15 protein-coding genes are annotated in these 18,002 nt (G+C 48.1%); 13 read left to right on the forward strand and 2 right to left on the reverse strand.

The annotated features are described in order from the left end of the window. Positions 1-264: 264 nt before the first annotated feature. Positions 265-2,574: a right-handed parallel beta-helix repeat-containing protein gene (locus IEX62_RS14765; protein WP_188776300.1), complete on the reverse strand. Its 2,310-nt coding sequence runs from the start codon at positions 2,572-2,574 to the stop codon at positions 265-267. A 1,087-nt stretch (positions 2,575-3,661) separates the two neighbouring features. Then, complete coding sequence (locus tag IEX62_RS14770; protein ID WP_188776301.1) at positions 3,662-4,735, reverse strand: M42 family metallopeptidase; 1,074 nt, start codon at positions 4,733-4,735, stop codon at positions 3,662-3,664. A 451-nt stretch (positions 4,736-5,186) separates the two neighbouring features. Here IEX62_RS14770 and IEX62_RS14775 point away from each other — a divergent pair, with 451 nt between their 5' ends. The 13 genes from IEX62_RS14775 to IEX62_RS14835 all read left to right on the forward strand — a co-directional run bounded on the left by IEX62_RS14775 (position 5,187) and on the right by IEX62_RS14835 (position 17,838). After that, a complete protein-coding gene (locus IEX62_RS14775) occupies positions 5,187-6,146 on the forward strand; it encodes an AAA family ATPase (protein ID WP_188776302.1) in 960 nt (319 codons plus the stop codon). Positions 6,147-6,150: 4 nt separating this feature from the next. Then, positions 6,151-7,410 carry a DUF58 domain-containing protein gene (locus IEX62_RS14780; RefSeq protein WP_188776303.1) on the forward strand — a complete coding sequence of 420 codons (1,260 nt, stop codon included), beginning with the start codon at positions 6,151-6,153 and terminating at the stop codon, positions 7,408-7,410. After that, positions 7,407-9,629 carry a DUF4129 domain-containing transglutaminase family protein gene (locus IEX62_RS14785; protein WP_188776304.1) on the forward strand — a complete coding sequence of 741 codons (2,223 nt, stop codon included), beginning with the start codon at positions 7,407-7,409 and terminating at the stop codon, positions 9,627-9,629. The genes IEX62_RS14780 and IEX62_RS14785 overlap by 4 nt, the downstream gene beginning before the upstream one ends. Positions 9,630-9,791: 162 nt before the next feature. Continuing rightward, entirely contained in the window at positions 9,792-10,319 is a 528-nt protein-coding gene (locus tag IEX62_RS14790) for a YqeG family HAD IIIA-type phosphatase (protein WP_188776305.1), read from the forward strand. Continuing rightward, positions 10,316-11,443 (forward strand): ribosome biogenesis GTPase YqeH, encoded by a 1,128-nt coding sequence (gene yqeH, locus IEX62_RS14795; protein WP_188776306.1) that lies wholly within the window; start codon positions 10,316-10,318, stop codon positions 11,441-11,443. The genes IEX62_RS14790 and yqeH overlap by 4 nt, the downstream gene beginning before the upstream one ends. 106 nt (positions 11,444-11,549) lie before the next feature. Continuing rightward, positions 11,550-12,416: a shikimate dehydrogenase gene (gene aroE / locus IEX62_RS14800; RefSeq protein WP_188776307.1), complete on the forward strand. Its 867-nt coding sequence runs from the start codon at positions 11,550-11,552 to the stop codon at positions 12,414-12,416. Positions 12,417-12,445: 29 nt separating this feature from the next. Continuing rightward, positions 12,446-12,742, forward strand: coding sequence for a ribosome assembly RNA-binding protein YhbY (gene yhbY, locus IEX62_RS14805; protein WP_188776308.1), 297 nt, complete (start codon positions 12,446-12,448; stop codon positions 12,740-12,742). A gap of 101 nt (positions 12,743-12,843) precedes the next feature. Beyond that, entirely contained in the window at positions 12,844-13,437 is a 594-nt protein-coding gene (gene nadD, locus IEX62_RS14810) for a nicotinate-nucleotide adenylyltransferase (protein ID WP_188776309.1), read from the forward strand. Continuing rightward, complete coding sequence (gene yqeK, locus IEX62_RS14815; protein ID WP_188776310.1) at positions 13,418-14,002, forward strand: bis(5'-nucleosyl)-tetraphosphatase (symmetrical) YqeK; 585 nt, start codon at positions 13,418-13,420, stop codon at positions 14,000-14,002. Before nadD ends, yqeK begins: the two co-directional genes overlap by 20 nt. Continuing rightward, positions 14,003-14,350 carry a ribosome silencing factor gene (gene rsfS / locus IEX62_RS14820; RefSeq protein ID WP_188776311.1) on the forward strand — a complete coding sequence of 116 codons (348 nt, stop codon included), beginning with the start codon at positions 14,003-14,005 and terminating at the stop codon, positions 14,348-14,350. Beyond that, positions 14,347-15,288 (forward strand): CvfB family protein, encoded by a 942-nt coding sequence (locus IEX62_RS14825; RefSeq protein WP_188776312.1) that lies wholly within the window; start codon positions 14,347-14,349, stop codon positions 15,286-15,288. The genes rsfS and IEX62_RS14825 overlap by 4 nt, the downstream gene beginning before the upstream one ends. 204 nt (positions 15,289-15,492) lie before the next feature. After that, complete coding sequence (locus IEX62_RS14830) at positions 15,493-16,224, forward strand: class I SAM-dependent DNA methyltransferase (protein ID WP_188776451.1); 732 nt, start codon at positions 15,493-15,495, stop codon at positions 16,222-16,224. A 501-nt stretch (positions 16,225-16,725) separates the two neighbouring features. Further along, positions 16,726-17,838, forward strand: coding sequence for a GGDEF domain-containing protein (locus IEX62_RS14835; protein ID WP_188776313.1), 1,113 nt, complete (start codon positions 16,726-16,728; stop codon positions 17,836-17,838). Positions 17,839-18,002 lie beyond the last annotated feature (164 nt).

The following is an 18,002-nucleotide window of genomic DNA, read 5'->3' on the forward strand; positions in this document are numbered from 1 at the left end:
TCAATTTTATGGAAATGAAAAAGAATAGAAAGGGTAAGCAAAAAAACAGCACTATCCGGCAGAGATTGCCTGAATAGTGCTGTAAAGATGCGTCAATCGGGGTGAAAAGGAGAAAAGGGTGGGTGTTCTTCATTGCGTTGTGGCTATTATGCGAAGATAGCAATTCATGGTCATTATCATCCCAAATCAAGGTATCTGAAATCAAGGTGTCAAAAACCAAAGTGCCTGAAATCAACGCAGAGGGTGCAACTGCTACAGCATGGATTAGTGGTTAGTCAAGCCGCCAGTTTCAGCACGAGTGACGACACGAATACGATAAGCATCCTGCTGTAGACCGATTTGTGGGAAGATACTATTCAGATTCGGAAAGCTAGCAAGAATCTGAGCGTTGTTTGTACGCATATCCATTTTGTTGTAGTTGTAGAAGCTAGCTGCTGTCACACTATCCAGCACCGTATTATTGCTAACGGTATAGTTACCGTATTTAGGCTTGATAATAGTGCCTACCTGAACGAGTGCATTGTTCATAATCGCAGAGCCGTTAGAATATTCAGGGCGCCAGTTCGGATCAAGAATATCCGACCACAGATTATCGGTGTAGCCATATTTCGCTTTCAGCGTGGCTGCATAAGCAAGCCATGCGCCAGACGTTAGATTTTTGGAGCGAAGTGTATCGGCAAAGGTGCTATCTACGCCGTAGCTTTTGGAAACAGCGAGCGATTGATCCTTCGTGTCACTACGGTTTTCGATCCGTACGCTGTTGGAAGCGACAACGACGTTATTTTTAGCGATATTATGGTGTCCATTGAGCTGTAAGGCACGATCAGAACCTTGAATAATATTGTTGTAGTAGTTATCGCCTGCATCACTGCCATCAGCATAGAAGCCATTGGAGCGACGGTTGTGGTGAATGAAGTTGTAGCGTAGATCATTACCATAGGAAGACCAGTCCTGTGCGGTATAGAAGGCACCGGTATCGGTTTCTTCCAGGGCGGTATTGTGTACCTCGTTAAATTCAAATGTTAGATTGTTATTGCGTTCATAACGAATAGCATCGCGCGGTACGTCATGAATGAGGTTGTGATCGACCCATACGCCAACCGAATCACGAATAACGATTCCTGCCAGATGGGCATGCTCGCCAATATTATGAATATGGTTATTCGTAATACGTGTATTGGCACTGGTCAGTGTATCGCGGTCGCCTTGATTACCAATACTAATACCGAAGCCGCCTGTATCGTAAATATCATTACTTTTGATCATATTAGAGTAGCCACCTGTGTCGATAATACCGCCGTTTCCTACATTGAGTACGGTATTGCCAGCAATCGTAATATGGTGACTATTTTGCATGTCGATCCCGTTACCCATACTGTCTTCCACCTGGAAGCCGAAGAACGAGATATACGAAGCGTTCGTCAATTTCACAACAGCACTTGTTTTGTCAGCAATCTCGACATCCTTATCCATCATGCCATTTCCACTTTTAGGGTAGTAATAGATTTTACCGTCCTTAAAATCAAGTGCCCATTCGCCAGGCTGATCGATCTCGTCCAGCATATTCAGTGCGCGCCATTCTTCTTTACCACTACCGACGCGATAAACCGGATTGGAGCCGATGATCTGCTTGCTGAACTTGTCACCCATGCCGCCGGAAGGCATATCAAGCAACGTAATGCTGTTACTACCTGTATTGATACTCTGCACCTTGCTCATGACAGGTGCCCAGGCGGTTCTCCAGAAACCTTGTAAATACAGATCATGGCCGTCAGCGATGCTTTTCTGCCAGCGCTGAGCACGATTCGTACCGTCTGCATTCAGTGCATCTGCTGTATCACCATCAGCGGGTATGCCGCCTGTACCATAATAGAAGGAACTTGCATCCGCCGAGCCGTTGGCAGTTGTCCAGCCTGTACGGTTATTACCAGCTGTTTCATCTGCATTCGGCCATTGAGACACCGGCTGACGCTCGTGATCGACGATCAGATCGATAATCCCCCATTTATCTGAAAAGGAAGTACCACCTGGATACTCGTTAATATTGCTCAAGCCGAGTGCTTTAGCATCCAGCTCTACCAGATTGGAAGCACTGACTTTAGGATTTACACGTTTTTGAGCGTCCGCGCTTAGCGGCTGCCACAGGGACGGGTCAACACTGACACCGTTGGAGAGAATAACCTTTTCCCCTGGATACGTACGGTAGACGATCGTTTTGCCGGCAGAACCAGAATCAGAAGCATTCAGCTCAAAAGTATAAGGGAACTTGTACGTTCCTGCTTTGACCCAGACGGTAATTCCGCCTGTTGGTAAGGCTCCATTTTTAGCGCGAATGGCATCACGTACCTGAGTCATTGTTTTGTAAGGTGCATCTTTGGAACCATCGCCGCCCGTGGCAACAGAACCGTCAACATACAGGTTGAGTCCTGTATTGGTAGTAGGACCGCTGCTAAGTGTAGTTACGACACTGCCATCGGCAAGCTTATCTGCCTTTGCAGGAGCAGGTGACCATATGCCTCCGGTCACGAGCAAGCTTGCCACGGCAAGCGCCATGACTGATTTTTTTACGAACATTATAAATACTCCCTTTCTAATGGTCATTTCTTACACACTGTATGGGTTAGTTCGATGCATCTCCGTTTACTATTGAAATGAGTAGTCTTTATGTGCTAGTTATTTTGTCGGATAGTTTGATGAAATTATTAATATTTATAGATAAAAATGGGTAATTAAAAACAAAAAACGACGATTTTCGCACGATTTCATACAAAAAGTTAAGAAAGTATAAAGAATGAATCCTGGAACGGCTAAATGACGAGTCATAATTAGCTGGAATAGAAGGAAAATCGAGGAGAGAGGAACAAATAGCGGATATATGAGTATAAAGATATAGATGGTATCGATGATGCAGGAGAAAGTAGAGCTTCTGCTGGTATATAAAAGTTACGACTGCCCGTTCACAAAGGATACGGGCAGCGCGAGACTGAAGACTGACAGGGCTGCAAAATGAAAATAACGCGGAGAAAGCAAGAGCAAGCTGTTAATGAATAACGACTCGCGGAGGTGGCTGCACCCGAGTAGAAAGATCATGGATTGAAGGAATAATGGAGGTAAGATAAGGAGCAGTGCTTGCTGGTCATAAGTGTTAATGAATTATTTTCTCTGGGGACATGATTCAGTATAGTACAGCCACAAGCAGGATGTAATCGCCAAAAATTCTTATTTGCAATATCAATATTAGAGTTAATTAATGTAAAAATAGGTAATGTTATAGCCCGTACTTCCTATTGCTACAATCGTTGATGTAGTGAGGCTATGGATACATGCAGGAACGATATATTATTCATTAGTAAAGATGATATTGTGTATCGGTTATGATAAAATGAACCACTCTGTACTGTAGCAGAGCTACCAGACGAGCAAGGTATGGAGAAAAGGTTACAATTTTTTAAAAAAATGTTCGGTTTGCCCCGGTATGACGGGATTGAAGCAGGCAACTGACGGGTTATACATTAATAACACACTGCTCATCAGTAACATTTTGTAGCGGAATGAATTAGGGTATGCTGGTAGCTGGGCTAGCGAGGGATATAAAAAAAAAGCGACCTTACCGCTCGCTGTATACTATACAGAGAACGATATAGGCCGCAGGTCGTGCTACTCAGGCACGCTCGATCAGCGTGCGATACGTCGAAGCATTCATGCCCTTGACGAGCTTGATCAGCAGCTCCTTAGCTGCATCATAATCGTCCGTATGAATGATCGAAGAGGAGGTATGGATGTATCTGCCGCAAATGCCGATAACACTGGAAGGAATTCCGATTCCACTCAGGTGTACGGCGCCGGCATCTGTACCGCCTTGAGAAATGTAATATTGTACCGGAATCTTGTTGGTGCTGGCGGTATCCTGAATGTATTCAACCATGCCGCGATGAGTGAACATTGTTGGATCATAGATACGCAATAGTGCTCCTTTACCGATGTGACCGAATGCATTACGATCACCTGTCATGTCGTTAGCTGCACTACAATCCAGACCGAAGAAGATATCTGGCTGAATGAGCTGTGTTGCTGTACGTGCTCCACGCAAGCCCAGTTCCTCCTGAACGGTAGCGCCAGAATAGACGGTGCCTCCCAGTGGCTGCTTGTGCAGTGCCTCCAGCAGCTCTATGGCAAGACCAACACCATAGCGATTGTCCCAGGCTTTGGCCATAATCTTTTTCGGATTCGCCATCGGTGTGAATTCGCACACCGGTACGATTTGAAGACCTGTACGAATGCCCATCGCTTCTGCTTCAGCACGATCATCAGCACCGATATCGATGTACATGTTACGAATATCGACTGCTTTGCTGCGTTCTTCCTGACTCAGCAAATGAACAGGCGTTGAGCCGACTACCCCTGTAATTGTTCCTTGATCGGTAACAATATGGAGCCTCTGTGCCAGCACAACCTGGTTAGACCAGCCACCGAGTGGCTGAAAGCGTACAAGCCCCTGATCCGTAATGCCTGACACCATAAAGCCAACTTCATCAAAGTGTCCGGCAACCATGATTTTCGGACCTGCCTCATCACCACGAATCACACCAAACAGGCTTCCGAGCCGATCCTGTACAAACTCGCTCGTATACGCCGACATTTTCTCTTTGACCAGCTCGCGAAGCTCGCGCTCAAAGCCAGATACAGCAGGAAATTCGGTTAATTGCTTAAATAGCTCAAGAGTTTGTTCATTCATAAGAAAGCATGCTCCTTTATCGTAAAATAACTTATCATAGTATGCCCCGACTGCTCGCAAAAGTCCACTATTTGACCACTGTTCAGATCAAAGAGTGCCCAATCATCCTACGATAAATCATAGCTTATTATGTAACTGTGCCTGTTTCATGTAAAAGTGACTCTGTTGTACGGTTCATGTACAATAACAGAAGCGGCTGCCACGGCTAGACTTTATAGAAGCAGCGTCGTATAGCTGCACAGTGCTCTATAAGAATTAGCGTGAGACAGGACATCAAAGCAGGCAAAGGATGCGCTAGCGAATGATCCAAAAGGGAGCAATCCTTCGTATCCTGTGTTAAAATCAGCACACGCTTTGCAAGCGGAACCTCCAGATGGTAGCGAACCGCAAGCCGCACGAGCGGCCATAACGACAATGGAAAGACGAACCCGAGGTAGGAGGTTTTTTATATATGCCAGTACGTAAAGAATCCATGCAAATTATCGCAGATATCCGATCCAATCTGGAATCCTGCATTCTTGGAAAATCCTTTGAGATCGAGCTGCTGCTCACCGCGTTGCTCGCGGGTGGTCATGTCCTGATCGAGGATGTGCCCGGAACCGGTAAAACACAAATGATCAAAGCACTTGCCAAATCAATGAGCGGTCAATATCGCCGGATTCAATGTAATCCCGATTTGCTGCCAAGTGATATTACAGGTGTATCGATCTTTCATCCGAAGGATGAGCAATTTTATTTCCGTCCAGGGCCAGTAATGACGAATATCTTGCTTGCAGACGAGATCAACCGTGCTACGACCAAGACGCAATCGGCATTGCTGGAAGTGATGGAGGAGCGCAATGTGACGGTCGATGGCGAGACACATCCACTGCCCCATCCATTTATGCTGTGTGCTACACAGAACCCGATTGATTTTGAAGGCACCTATATGCTGCCAGAAGCGCAGCTGGATCGTTTTATGATGAAGATTACGATCGGCTATCCAGACGAGCAGACGGAGAAGAATCTGCTACGTCAGCAGGGAACGACTGGACAACCGGTAGAACGCTTAACCCCGGTGACTGATATGCAAAGCATCGCTGATATTCAGCAGGAGATTCGCTCCGTGCATATGGATGAATCGGTTAGCGATTATCTGGTCAGTATTATTCGCGCTACACGCGATCATCGCTCGGTGCTGCTCGGAGCAAGTCCGCGTGCTACGCTGTCATTTATGATGGCGGTGAAGGCATACGCGCTCATTCATGAGCGTGATTATGTGTTGCCGGATGATGTGAAGCGTCTAGCGCCGTATACGATTGCGCACCGCATACTGGCACGTCCAGAAGCACGTATGGAGCGCATGAGTGCAGAGCGAATCATGCAGCAGATTTTGGAGCAGGTTACCGCGCCGGTATCCATAGGACAATAACATTATGAGAGCCTTATTTTCGTACTTGCGGCTGAATATGAAGTTGCAGCGTCAGCCCTCCAAGCTGTGGCTCGTGCTCATCGTCTGGTTAGGTTGCCTGTTCTATGTACTGTTTCAGGGTGGGAAAACATCGGTCATGCTGTTTTCCATGGTTACGCTTCTGGCAATTTACTTGATCATCGGTGGCTTCCGCGGCGTTGGACGTGCTCGTGGAAGCCGGAAGCTGTCTATTGAAGGCGATGAGGGCAGCGCGATTCATGCTGGTGATCAGGTGCAGGTGAAGCTAAATGTCACGATTCCAGGCTTTTTGCCACTGCCGTATGTGATTGTACGGGAGACGCTGAAGCGACATAACGGCGAATCATGGTCTTTTGAAGAAAGTTTAATGCCGAGCATGCGCGGACGTGGAGAGCTGTTATTCCAGACTCCACCGCTGGAGCGCGGACGGTATCGCTTCTATAGTACAGAATGTATTAGTGAGGATATTTTTGGACTGCTAGAAAATCGCGGTACATTCAGTGCACCCGGTGAATTCATGGTGCTACCGCGTACGATATTTATTCCGTACTGGGAAATGGGCTCGCGTCATTCCAGACTCGGCGGTCAGCAGACATCTCAGATGCTGTCGCGTCCAGAAACGAATCAGATTAACGGTGTGCGTGACTATGTGTACGGTGATCGCATCTCACGGATTCACTGGAATGCAACCGCCCGTACCGGTGTATGGAAGTCGAAGGAATTCGAGCACGAATCCCTGCCGAAAACGATTCTTGTACTTGATGCTACGGCTGCCCATTACGAATCAATGGAGCATTTTGAGCTAGCCGTGTCGGTCACAGCCTCGATGCTGGAGTACGGTATTCGTGAGCGAATGGGCATGGGACTATTCACGATTGGGGCGCGTACGGAAGCTTTTGTACCGTCTGATCTGTCTAGCGAATGGCATCGTATGCAGCTTCATCTGGTCGACATTATGGCAGATGGACAGGATGGACTGTTAAAAGGCTTGGAGCAAGGGGCACGTAGTTTCCCTTCAGGCTCGCTGTTTGTGCTGATCAGCCCGCTGAGCGGAGAAAAGGCATGGGAAGTATTCCAGTTTGCACGGATGCGGCAGATGCTGCCGGTTCAGCTGTTGATTGAAGATCAGCAGCAGGAGCATCTTTCCCAGCATTGGACGCTCGATTCCAGTGCACGGGGTGCGGTCTGTTATCCGCTCAGTCAGCTTGATCAGCTGCCGACTGTATTAGGGGGGAGAGCCCAATGAAGAAATGGTGGAGCGAAATTTGCGGCTCCTGGTATTACTCATTATGTCTGCTATGGGTTTTAATTATCGCCTATCAATGGATTCAATATGCAGATGGGATATGGTACAGCGAAACGACGATGTTTGTACTCGGCACGATGATCGCTGTAGCCGTGATCGATATCATTTTGCCTTTTAACGCATGGTACAGGCTACTCATTAAGCTGGTAGCCGTCATTGCGGTCGTCTATTACGCGATGCACACGCATGGTTTGTTCACATGGAGTCTGTTCCAGTCGCTATCCGACAATATGGAGGAGTTCATTAGTACACTGCGCACGTACATCTGGTTTATCGTTGCCGCATGGATGCTGCTGGAAGTGTCTGCGCGAATCGGTACGTCACGACGAGCGATTATTATGTTTGTCGGTACGAATATTGTGGCGCTGGCGATTCTGGATTCCTTCACAAAAACAGCACTGTGGGAAGAGGTTGCATGGGTTGTTTTTGCAGGTATGGGCTGGCTGGTCAGCAATCACTTTCGTTATTTTCAGGAGCGATTCCCGCGAGGGTGGAAGCATCTACGCCGTTATCCGCTCAAAATCATGTTCAATATCGCAGTGATTTTCTCGATCATTTTACTGGCAGGGATCAATATGCCAGAGGTGCAGCCCACGTTAAAGGACCCGTATACCGCCTGGAAAAACTGGCATGGTGAATCGGTCATTACCGTGAATGGATCGAATGGAATGGATGGTCAGGGCGCATCCTCCGGTTATAGTCGCGAGGATTCCAATCTGGGCGGCGGCTTTAACTTTGACTATACGCCGGTAATGTCGGTTAGCACGACGAGCCGTAGTTACTGGCGCGGTGAAACGAGGCTCGCTTACTCCGGTAAAGGCTGGATTGATCGCTCTAGCAGTAGCTGGCGTGATCTGGAGCCGATTCAGGCGGATGAGAAGCTGTCGATGGATGAAGAGCCATCGACGATCGAAACGCGTACGGTCAAACAGCAGGTGAAGATGCTGAGTGATAAAGGAACGAATTATCCCGTACTCTTCGGTGCATATACGATCTCACGCATCGAAAGTGTAAATGGAAAGAATGATACAGATCAGCTCGATTGGCGCAGTAATTCCGGTGAGGTTCACTGGAGTCAGACGCGGCAAAATCACAATTTCCCAGAATCGTACTCGCTGATCTCCAGCGTACCGGTCGTTCCGGTTGCCGAGCTGGAGAAGAAGACCTACAGTGAGCTATATGATGGCAAGTCGCTTGAGCCTTATTTGCAAATGCCGACAGACTTTCCGCAGCGCGTGAAAAATCTGGCGCGCGAGGTGACCGCTTCGGCGACGACACCGTATCGCAAGATCGAGCTGCTGCAATCGTATTTAAAAAATAATTATACGTATACGAATAATCCAGATCTGTCGCGTAAAAAGAGTAGCGACTTTGTCGATAGCTTCTTGTTTGAGATCAAAGAAGGCTATTGTGATTACTATTCTACGGCGATGGTTATGATGGCGCGCTCGCTGGATATTCCGGCACGCTGGGTTAAGGGCTATGCGCCTGGACAGGCAAATGGCTATGTGACAAGTGATTATTTCCCAGAAGGTGCGACAGAGTATATGGTAACGAATGCAGATGCGCACTCATGGGCAGAGATTTATTTTGCAGGCTATGGCTGGATTCCGATTGAAGCGACACCGGGCTTTGACATGCCGCTGCTGACGGAAGCCGTTCAAGCTCCAGCGCAGACTGAGCAAACACCTCAGCCTGAGGAGCAACAGCAAGAGCCAGAGCAGGAGCAGGCTGAAACGCCTGTACAAGCAACAGAGAACGGCGCACCACCTGCTGTGATCTGGACAGCAAGCTTGCTCGTAGCCGCATGGGTTGTTTTTATCGCGTTCCGTTATCGTCGTAAGCTGCATGCGGCTTATGTGCGGATGCGTTACGGTGAAGCCCATACGCCTCAGCAGAAAATGATGGTCGAAGCCAAGCGCTGGCTGGCATGGATGAAGCGACACGGCTTGAATCGGGAGTCACATGAGACGCTACGAGAATCGGTCGATCGCTGGCAGGAGCTCAAGCCAGAGCTACGACCTGCACTCGGGCCGTTACTGCAATTGTTCGAACGAGCGAAGTATAGCCCGAACGTAGTGACCGAGGAAGAATATGTAACGATGAAGCAGTATGTGCAGGATTTACGAAAATTGTGGCGCAACACGTCCACAAAGTAGTATAATGATTCAGGTATGCACAGACTGGAAAAATAAAGCTTTAATCGTTTGCAAATAAAGCTTCATAAGCTCGTAAATAGCGCCGCTTTTGCGGCGTTTCTTTTTGTCAGAGTGGTTAAATTTATGGTATAGTTTGTCGTATGAAATCGAGGTGAATATAGCTTGTTTGAAATGCTCATTCCGAAATTGCGTGTAAACACGGTCTACGATATCGACCTGGAAAAGCTGTATGCAGAAGGGTACAGAGGGATTATTACCGATCTGGATAACACACTGGTAGGCGCGAAGGCGCCGGATGCTACACCGGAATTAATCGAATGGTTCGCCAAAGTCAAGAAGTATGGCTTCGAGCTGATTATCGTTTCCAATAATAATATGAACAGGGTATCCCTGTTTGCGACTCCGCTGGATATCAAGTTTGTGCATGCTGCACGCAAGCCTTCCAATGCGCCATTTCGTAAGGCGATGAAGCTGATGAACTGTCGTGATGATCAGACGATCGTTGTGGGCGATCAGTTGCTGACCGATGTATACGGTGGCAACCGTCTCGGCCTGTTCACGGTGCTTGTGCTTCCGATTGCGCTGGATGATGAAGGCTGGCGGACCCGATTTAACCGTCAGGTGGAACGGCTGGCAAGGCTAAGACTTCGTAAAAAGGGCCTATGGGCCGAGGAGGAACGCAATAAATGACTGAACAAAGCGGCTTGACCGCTGGAACCAAATGCAGCGGCTGTGGTATCGTGCTGCAAACTGAATCAACAGATCTGCCGGGCTATATTCCGGCGCAGGCGCTGGAGCGTACACCACTGCTTTGCCAGCGCTGCTTCCGTATACGGAATTACAACGAATCGTCGACAGTAACGGTTGACCAGAGCGAATTCCTACGCCTGCTGAGTCAGGTGGGAGACAAGGATGCGCTGGTGATCCATATTGTCGACCTGTTCGATTTTCACGGTAGTGTGATCTCGGGACTGCAACGTTTTGTTGGTAACAACCCGGTTATTCTTGCAGTCAACAAAACCGATCTGCTGCCGAAGGTAACCAACTGGAACAAAATTCGCAACTGGGTACAAAAGGAAGCGAAGGAGCTTGGGCTGAAGGTAGAAGATATTATTCTATGTAGTGCCAAGCAAAATCAAGGTTTTGACCGTTTGCTAGAGGTAGTCGGCTTCATGCGTGGTAAACGTGACGTGTACGTGGTCGGTGCAACCAATGTCGGCAAGTCGACACTGATTAATCGTCTGATTACGGATTATAGCGATCTGGAGGAAGAACTGACGGTTTCTCGTTATCCAGGTACAACGCTGGATACGGTTAGCATTCCGCTGGATGACGGTCACTCGATTATCGATACACCGGGAATCGTGTATGAATCTCGTTATACCGAGCTGGTGAACAAGCAGGATCTGGCTGCATTGATGCCAGACAAGCCACTCAAGCCAGCTGTATATCAACTGAATGCGGGTCAGACGCTCTTTTTCGGAGCGATGGCACGATTTGATTTTATTGAAGGCGAACGCCAGTCGTTCACTTGCTATATTAACAATCGCTTGAATATTCACCGTACAAAGCTGGATCGTGCAGATGAATTGTTCGAACAGCATGGCGGCGAAATGCTTGCTCCACCAACGAAGGAGAATCTGGCTGAATTGCCAGCATGGACACGTCATGAGCTGCGCGTGCCTAAGGGTAAGTCGCTGGATGTGTTCATCTCGGGTCTGGGCTGGATTAAGGTCAATAGTGATCAGGGTGCGCTTGTCGCTGTCCACCTGCCTAAAGGTGTTAAGGTGATGCTGCGTCCATCGCTGATCTAATCAAAATATCGGGATGCGATCATCGTTGTAGTGATGATAATGATCGACATCCCGTTACTCCTTTCCGATACAGCAGTCCTGTATCGTTATTACAGATCAGGAGGCGATGATGATGACGAATCATCCGCATATTCATGCCCCGTTGCTGCTGGGCGTTATGGGCGATCCGATTGCCCATTCCAAATCACCTGCGATGCATAATATTGCTCTGGAAGCTGCTGCATTGCCAGGTATGTATGTACCACTGCATGTGAAGCCAGAGCATCTTGCTGAGGCAGTTACCGGTGCGCGTGCACTTGGCTTTAGCGGCTTTAATGTAACGATTCCACATAAGGTGGCGATTATGGAGCTGCTGGATGAGCTGGATGAATCCGCTGTGCAATGTGGTGCTGTGAACACGGTCGTAATCCGCGATGGACGTACAAAGGGCTACAATACCGATGGAATCGGCTATGTGCGCTCACTGAAGGAAGAAGCAGGCGAGCTATCTGGCAAGCGGGTTACCGTACTGGGTGCTGGCGGCGCAGCACGCGGGATCATTTATGCGCTGCTCAAAGAAGGGATCGCGTCGGTAACGGTTTTGAATCGGACGGTGAGTAAGGCAGACGAGCTACTGAACATTTTACAAAATGGACAGACAGCGATGAAGTCGGCTACGTTCGATGAGCTTCAAGCCTGCCTGGCTGAAACCGATATACTCATTAATACGACCTCTGTCGGAATGCACCCGGATATGGAAGCGACGCCTGTGGAAGCTTCGCTCATTCCCGAGGGTATTATCGTCAGTGATCTGATCTATAATCCACTGGAGACGCGCCTGCTTCGCGACGCGAAAGCACGTGGCTGTAAGGTTGTGGGCGGTCTGGGTATGTTCGTCTATCAGGGCGCGTACGCTTTTGAATATTGGACTGGAATCGATGCTCCGGTATCATTGATGCACAGCGCGGTGCTGGAAGCATTCAATCATGAATAACATTAATTACGAATAGTAAGGGGATACCTATGTTAACTGGAAAACAAAAACGTTACCTGCGTAGTCAGGCACACCATCTGGACCCGATTTTCCAAATCGGTAAAGGTGGCATGAACGAAGGCATTATTCGCCATGTGGTGGATGCGATCGAGACGCGCGAGCTGATGAAAATCTCGGTACTGAACAACTGTCTGGAAGAGCCGAAGGAACTGGCACAGGAGCTAGCAGAAGGCGCTGGTGCAGAGCTGGTACAGGTTATCGGACGTACAATCGTACTGTATAAGGAATCGAAGGATCACAAACAAATCGAGCTACCACGCGCGTAAGCGTACTGGCTAGCTTTACAACGGATGCCACAGGCTGAGGCCAACAGATGAATCGCCTTAGCCTGTGGCAATATGATTACAAATGATGCGGTGGTGGATTCATGAAAGTCGGTATTATGGGAGGCACCTTTGATCCGGTGCATATCGGTCATATGCTGGCAGCGGAGGCTGCGCTGGAAGGATGTAAGCTGGATGAAGTATGGTTTATGCCATCTCACATTCCTCCGCATAAGCACGCTGCTGGTGCTTCCGGTGAACAGCGTCTGGAAATGGTAGCACGCGCCATCGGCACGAATCCTGCGTTTCGTACGCTGGATATCGAGCTGGAGCGTGGCGGCGTATCCTACACCATTGAAACGATCCGTGCATTACAGGAGCGATATGGAGAGCATGAATTCTTTTTCATTATCGGCGCTGATATGGTGAACTCGCTGACTGAATGGCATGGGATTGAGGAGCTAGCACAGCGTTTAACTTTTGTAGGCGTAGGGCGACCTGGCTCGGTTATTGACAAGTCGAAAATGCCTGCCTATTTACAGCCGCGTGTAGAGCTCGTCAATATGCCTCAGGTTGATATCTCATCCACCGATATTCGTGAACGATTGCAAAACGGTCAAACGATCCGTTATATGGTTCATGATCATGTGTATGAATATATTAAGGGGAGCGGAATCTATGAAGCTGACACGCGATGAACTGATTCAATCGGTATCCGCCCAAATGCCGGAGAAGCGCTGGCGCCATACCGAGGGTGTAATGCAATCGGCGGTGCTGCTGGCGAAGCGTTATGGAGCAGATCCGGTCAAAGCAGAGCTAGCGGCGATCCTGCACGATGTAGCCAAGTACTGGCCAAGTGAGCGTCAGGAGCAGCTGCTGCGTGATAAAGGGCTGAATGATGAACTGCTGCTCTATGACAAGCCACTCTGGCATGCCGAGATCGGTGCGTATGTGGCAGAAGCCGAATATGGCATCGAGGACGAGGAAATACTGAATGCAATTCGTTACCATACATCCGGCAGAGTCGGCATGACCCTGCTGGAGAAAATTATTTGTCTGGCGGACTATATTGAACCAGGACGTGATTTCCCTGGTGTTGATCATATTCGTCGCCTGGCGGAGACGAGTGTAGAAGCGGCACTGGTCGCGGGCTTTGACTCGACGATCAATCTGCTTGTCGCTCGCCGACAGATCATTTACCCGTTAACCGTATTATCCAGAAATGATCTGGTCAAACAACTTGAATTAGAGGGGGAACTCTAAATGTCATTAAACCCGGAACAAGTCATGCAAATGGCTGTAGACGCAGCTGAAAGTATAAAAGCACACGATCTCGTTGTACTCGATCTGAAAGGACTTTCACTCGTAGCAGATTATTTTGTGATCTGCCATGGTAATTCCGATACACAGGTACAATCGATCGCTAGTGAGGTACGCAAGCGCGCTCACGAATCCAACGTCCACATCCGTGGTCTGGAAGGCATGAACGCTGCACGCTGGGTGCTGATCGACCTTGGAGATGTCGTTGTACACATTTTCCACCGCGATGAGCGCGAATATTACAATATTGAACGTCTCTGGTCTGATGCTAAAGTGGTGGAAAACGTATGAGTTTTGAAGCAGGTACGATTATCCCGCTGAAGATCGGACGCGAGGTATCGCCGTATGGCTTCTTCCTGACGGATGGAGAACAGGAAGTGCTGATGCACTATAGTGAGATCGTTGGTAAGATCAAGGTTGGCGAAACGGTGGAAGCATTTATTTTCCACGATACGGAAGACCGCCTTGCCGCAACGATGAAAAAGCCTTTGCTCACACTGGGTGAGCTGGCTAAACTGAAAATTGCTGATCTGCATCCGCGTCTGGGTGCTTTTCTGGAAATGGGTCTCGGTCGCCAGCTATTGTTGCCGATGAGCGAGTTACCTGAAAAGCCAGAGCTACGTCCGCAAATCGGTGATGATGTATATGTTGTCCTGCAACATGATCGTCAGGGTCGTCTACTTGCAAAGCTGGCAGGCGAAGAAGAACTGGCTGAGCATGTATTCCACGCGCCGTCCAGCTGGATGAACGAATGGGTCGATGCGCTTGTGTACAAGCCGCTGCAAATGGGTAGCTTTGTCCTGATCGAAGGCGGCGTGCTTGGATTCGGCGCGATCGGTCTGATTCATCAGAATGAGCGTAGCCGTATGCTGCGTCTTGGTGAAAAGGTCAGCGTACGTGTTACTCAGGTACGTGAGGACGGACGTGTGAATCTGTCGATGCTGCAACGTAAAGAGGTCGGTCGTGATCAGGATGCGGAGCGTCTGCTCGCATTTATCAACGAGCGTGAAGATAAAGCAATGCCTTATTCGGATCGTACCCAACCGGATGTGATCAAGCAGCGCTTCGGAATCAGTAAAGCGGCGTTCAAGCGTGCGCTTGGTAAGCTGATGAAGGAAGGCGTAGTCGTACAGGATCAAAACTGGACACGCCTTGCAACACACGCCAATGCTACGGCATCGGACATCAAGCCACAAACGGACGAAACGAATACAGACGAACAAGCCTGATTATTCAGAGTATGTCATCGTATTGAATAGATTCAAATCATAGATTGAAGTTAAACGGAAAGGCAAGAACGGCTTAGGTTGCGTTCCTGCCTTTCTGTTTTTATATGCTGAGTGGATTGAATATCGACAGCGCCATAACGGCACTAGGGAAGGACGGTTGAAGCAGTGTCATATCGCAAGTTTGCTTATGTATACGATGAATTAATGGATGATATGCCGTATCCAGATTGGCTACGCTTTGTACGAGAGGTATGGGACAAGTATGGTATGCCGCGTCAGGTTGCTGAGCTAGGCTGCGGAACAGGTAGCATTACCATTCCGCTGGTGAATGCAGGCTTCCGTATAAGCGGCATCGATCTATCCTCCGATATGCTATCCATTGCACGCGATAAAATGGAATCGACTCCACAGGGGCATCGATTATTTCAGGACGGACAGGTACAATGGATCTGTCAAAATATGACCGATTGGGAGCTACCTGAGCAGGTCGATAGCGTGATCTCCTTCTGCGATTGCGTAAATTATCTTACCGAGCCGGAGGATGTCATCCGTACATTTCAGGCCACCCATCGCGGATTAAAGCCGGGCGGTACGTTTATTTTTGATGTGCACCATCCGAATACGCTTCGCCGTTATGACGAGGAGCAGCCCTTCATGCTGGATGATCGCTCGGTATCGTATTTGTGGACCTGTGAATATGATGCGGTTCGCACCGAAATTGAGCACCATCTGACGATTTTCGCTCGTGTAGAGGACGCGCAAAACTCGATGTATGAGCGATTTGAAGAGGTTCATGTGCAGCGCTCGTACGAACAGGAGTGGCTGAGTACCGAGCTGTACAAGGCAGGCTTTCGGGATGTGAAGTGCTATGCTGATTTTACATGGAATGAGCCGGGAGAGGAAGCTGCACGCCTGTTTTTTGTAGCAGTGAAATAAGCTGTTTTTATTGTGAGAGCGAGCTTATAGAAGCAAGCACAGAACGCAAGACCGGGAACGATGCCTCAAGACCGACCTTTAAGCCGGGATACGCCTTCTTTTACCTGTTCAAAGTATCCCGGCTTAACCGGAGGTCTTTGGCATGTTGCCGGGCTGGAGTGGATGGACTTCCACCCGACGCCTGTAGCTATCCTGCTTTTGACGCCGCATAACATTATCATCATCAAACTCAATCCGCTGCTTAAATCTGTACAGGCATATAACCAGTCACCGTACATCCTATACCGCTATATCGTATGAATCAAGTATACCTTCCAGCTCAAAGCCAGACTTTTTCATACGTCAATCTTTAATTTGAAATAGATCAACCGATATAGTGGAGTATACATACTTTATATTTAGATGATAAATTTAAATTACCATCAAGATACACTGTCATTCATCTGCAATTTGGGATCGCTCAGAAATTGCATTCTACTATAACGAATAGGATGGACATGCATGCATACGATTATTCAAACGTTATTTAATAACTTAACCTTCCTCACCACAGCTTTGTTTTTTGGTAATTTGATTCTAAAGCTGGTGGATCGGAAGTTTGGTAAAACAAAATGGGCAACGCCTCTGACTGGAGGTTTATTTAGCGGATTGATCGGAGTCGCGATGATGACTTATTTTTCGATCAATATCCATAGCGGTGGTAACTCGCTCATTGTTGATTTTAGACAGCTGGCGATATTGTTCTCCGTTTATTATGGAGGAGGCTGGGCAGGCTTGATTGCAGCAGCGATTATGGGTGTGTATCGGCTATTTATCGGATCATTTGAATTTAGCTCGTGGATTGGTCTGGCGAATATTATGTTTACGTATATACTTGCTGCCACAATGATGCGTTATGGGAAGCGCGTCTCGTTATGGGTATGGGTGCGCGCACTGGTTGGAGCATTATTGATGTATCTGATCGCGATAACGATTGTTGGAGCGCTGTTACGAGCGTATACACTACATGCGCTATTTGGCTTGTTTTTCATGATGGCAGGGATGTTTGCGTATTATATTCTCTGGTATTTGCGGAGAGCGGATGATAATCTGGTCGTGATGCGTGATGCAGCGAATCATGATTTTTTAACAAAGCTGTATAATCCACGTGCGTTTGATCGAATGTTTATGCTGACAACGGCGCAGGCAGAGGAACGGGAAGAATCATTTGCGTTGCTCGTTGTAGACATTGATCATTTTAAGCATGTGAATGATCAGTATGGGCATTTGAATGGAGATATTGTACTGGTTCAGGTTGCACAATTGCTTAACGATACGGTGCGACAGCACGGGTATTGTGCACGTAAGGGCGGCGAGGAATTTGCAGCTATTTTGAATCTGAGTACACAGTATGATGCGCTTCAGATGGCTGAGCAGGTACGTGAACGAATTGATCAGCATGTATTCCGGCTGGATGGTGGGCATCAGATTCATTTAACCGTGTCGATCGGCGTTAGCTTATATCCGCAGCATGTACCGCATCAGATGTTTCATGAGGCGGATAAGGCGCTCTATTATGCAAAGGAGCATGGGCGTAATCGAGTCTGCTTATCCACCGATTTGAAGGCGGTATGATGTAGGGGAGAACTGAGTTTAAAATGTAGTGCGTTTGTTTGCAGCATGAACGACTATAGTTGTAGCGTAAATAATTACAAAAGCAGGCACCTTTCTATGAGTTAAGAAAGATGCCTGCTTTTTGTTTTATATTGATCGATAGATAAGTGGATAGATAAAATGAA

It is taken from the genome of Paenibacillus hunanensis (assembly GCF_014645615.1).
Taxonomy (GTDB): Bacteria; Bacillota; Bacilli; order Paenibacillales; family Paenibacillaceae; genus Saccharibacillus; species Saccharibacillus hunanensis.

Excerpts from the sequence above, each read along its gene's own strand:
- yqeK (WP_188776310.1), top strand. The coding sequence starts at position 13,418 with ATGAAGCTGACACGCGATGAACTGATTCAATCGGTATCCGCCCAAATG.
- yhbY (WP_188776308.1), top strand. The coding sequence starts at position 12,446 with ATGTTAACTGGAAAACAAAAACGTTACCTGCGTAGTCAGGCACACCAT.
- nadD (WP_188776309.1), top strand. The coding sequence starts at position 12,844 with ATGAAAGTCGGTATTATGGGAGGCACCTTTGATCCGGTGCATATCGGT.
- rsfS (WP_188776311.1), top strand. The coding sequence starts at position 14,003 with ATGTCATTAAACCCGGAACAAGTCATGCAAATGGCTGTAGACGCAGCT.
- IEX62_RS14825 (WP_188776312.1), top strand. The coding sequence starts at position 14,347 with ATGAGTTTTGAAGCAGGTACGATTATCCCGCTGAAGATCGGACGCGAG.
- IEX62_RS14770 (WP_188776301.1), bottom strand. The coding sequence starts at position 4,735 with ATGAATGAACAAACTCTTGAGCTATTTAAGCAATTAACCGAATTTCCT.
- IEX62_RS14835 (WP_188776313.1), top strand. The coding sequence starts at position 16,726 with ATGCATACGATTATTCAAACGTTATTTAATAACTTAACCTTCCTCACC.
- yqeH (WP_188776306.1), top strand. The coding sequence starts at position 10,316 with ATGACTGAACAAAGCGGCTTGACCGCTGGAACCAAATGCAGCGGCTGT.
- IEX62_RS14830 (WP_188776451.1), top strand. The coding sequence starts at position 15,493 with ATGGATGATATGCCGTATCCAGATTGGCTACGCTTTGTACGAGAGGTA.
- aroE (WP_188776307.1), top strand. The coding sequence starts at position 11,550 with ATGATGATGACGAATCATCCGCATATTCATGCCCCGTTGCTGCTGGGC.
- IEX62_RS14775 (WP_188776302.1), top strand. The coding sequence starts at position 5,187 with ATGCCAGTACGTAAAGAATCCATGCAAATTATCGCAGATATCCGATCC.
- IEX62_RS14785 (WP_188776304.1), top strand. The coding sequence starts at position 7,407 with ATGAAGAAATGGTGGAGCGAAATTTGCGGCTCCTGGTATTACTCATTA.
- IEX62_RS14765 (WP_188776300.1), bottom strand. The coding sequence starts at position 2,574 with ATGTTCGTAAAAAAATCAGTCATGGCGCTTGCCGTGGCAAGCTTGCTC.
- IEX62_RS14780 (WP_188776303.1), top strand. The coding sequence starts at position 6,151 with ATGAGAGCCTTATTTTCGTACTTGCGGCTGAATATGAAGTTGCAGCGT.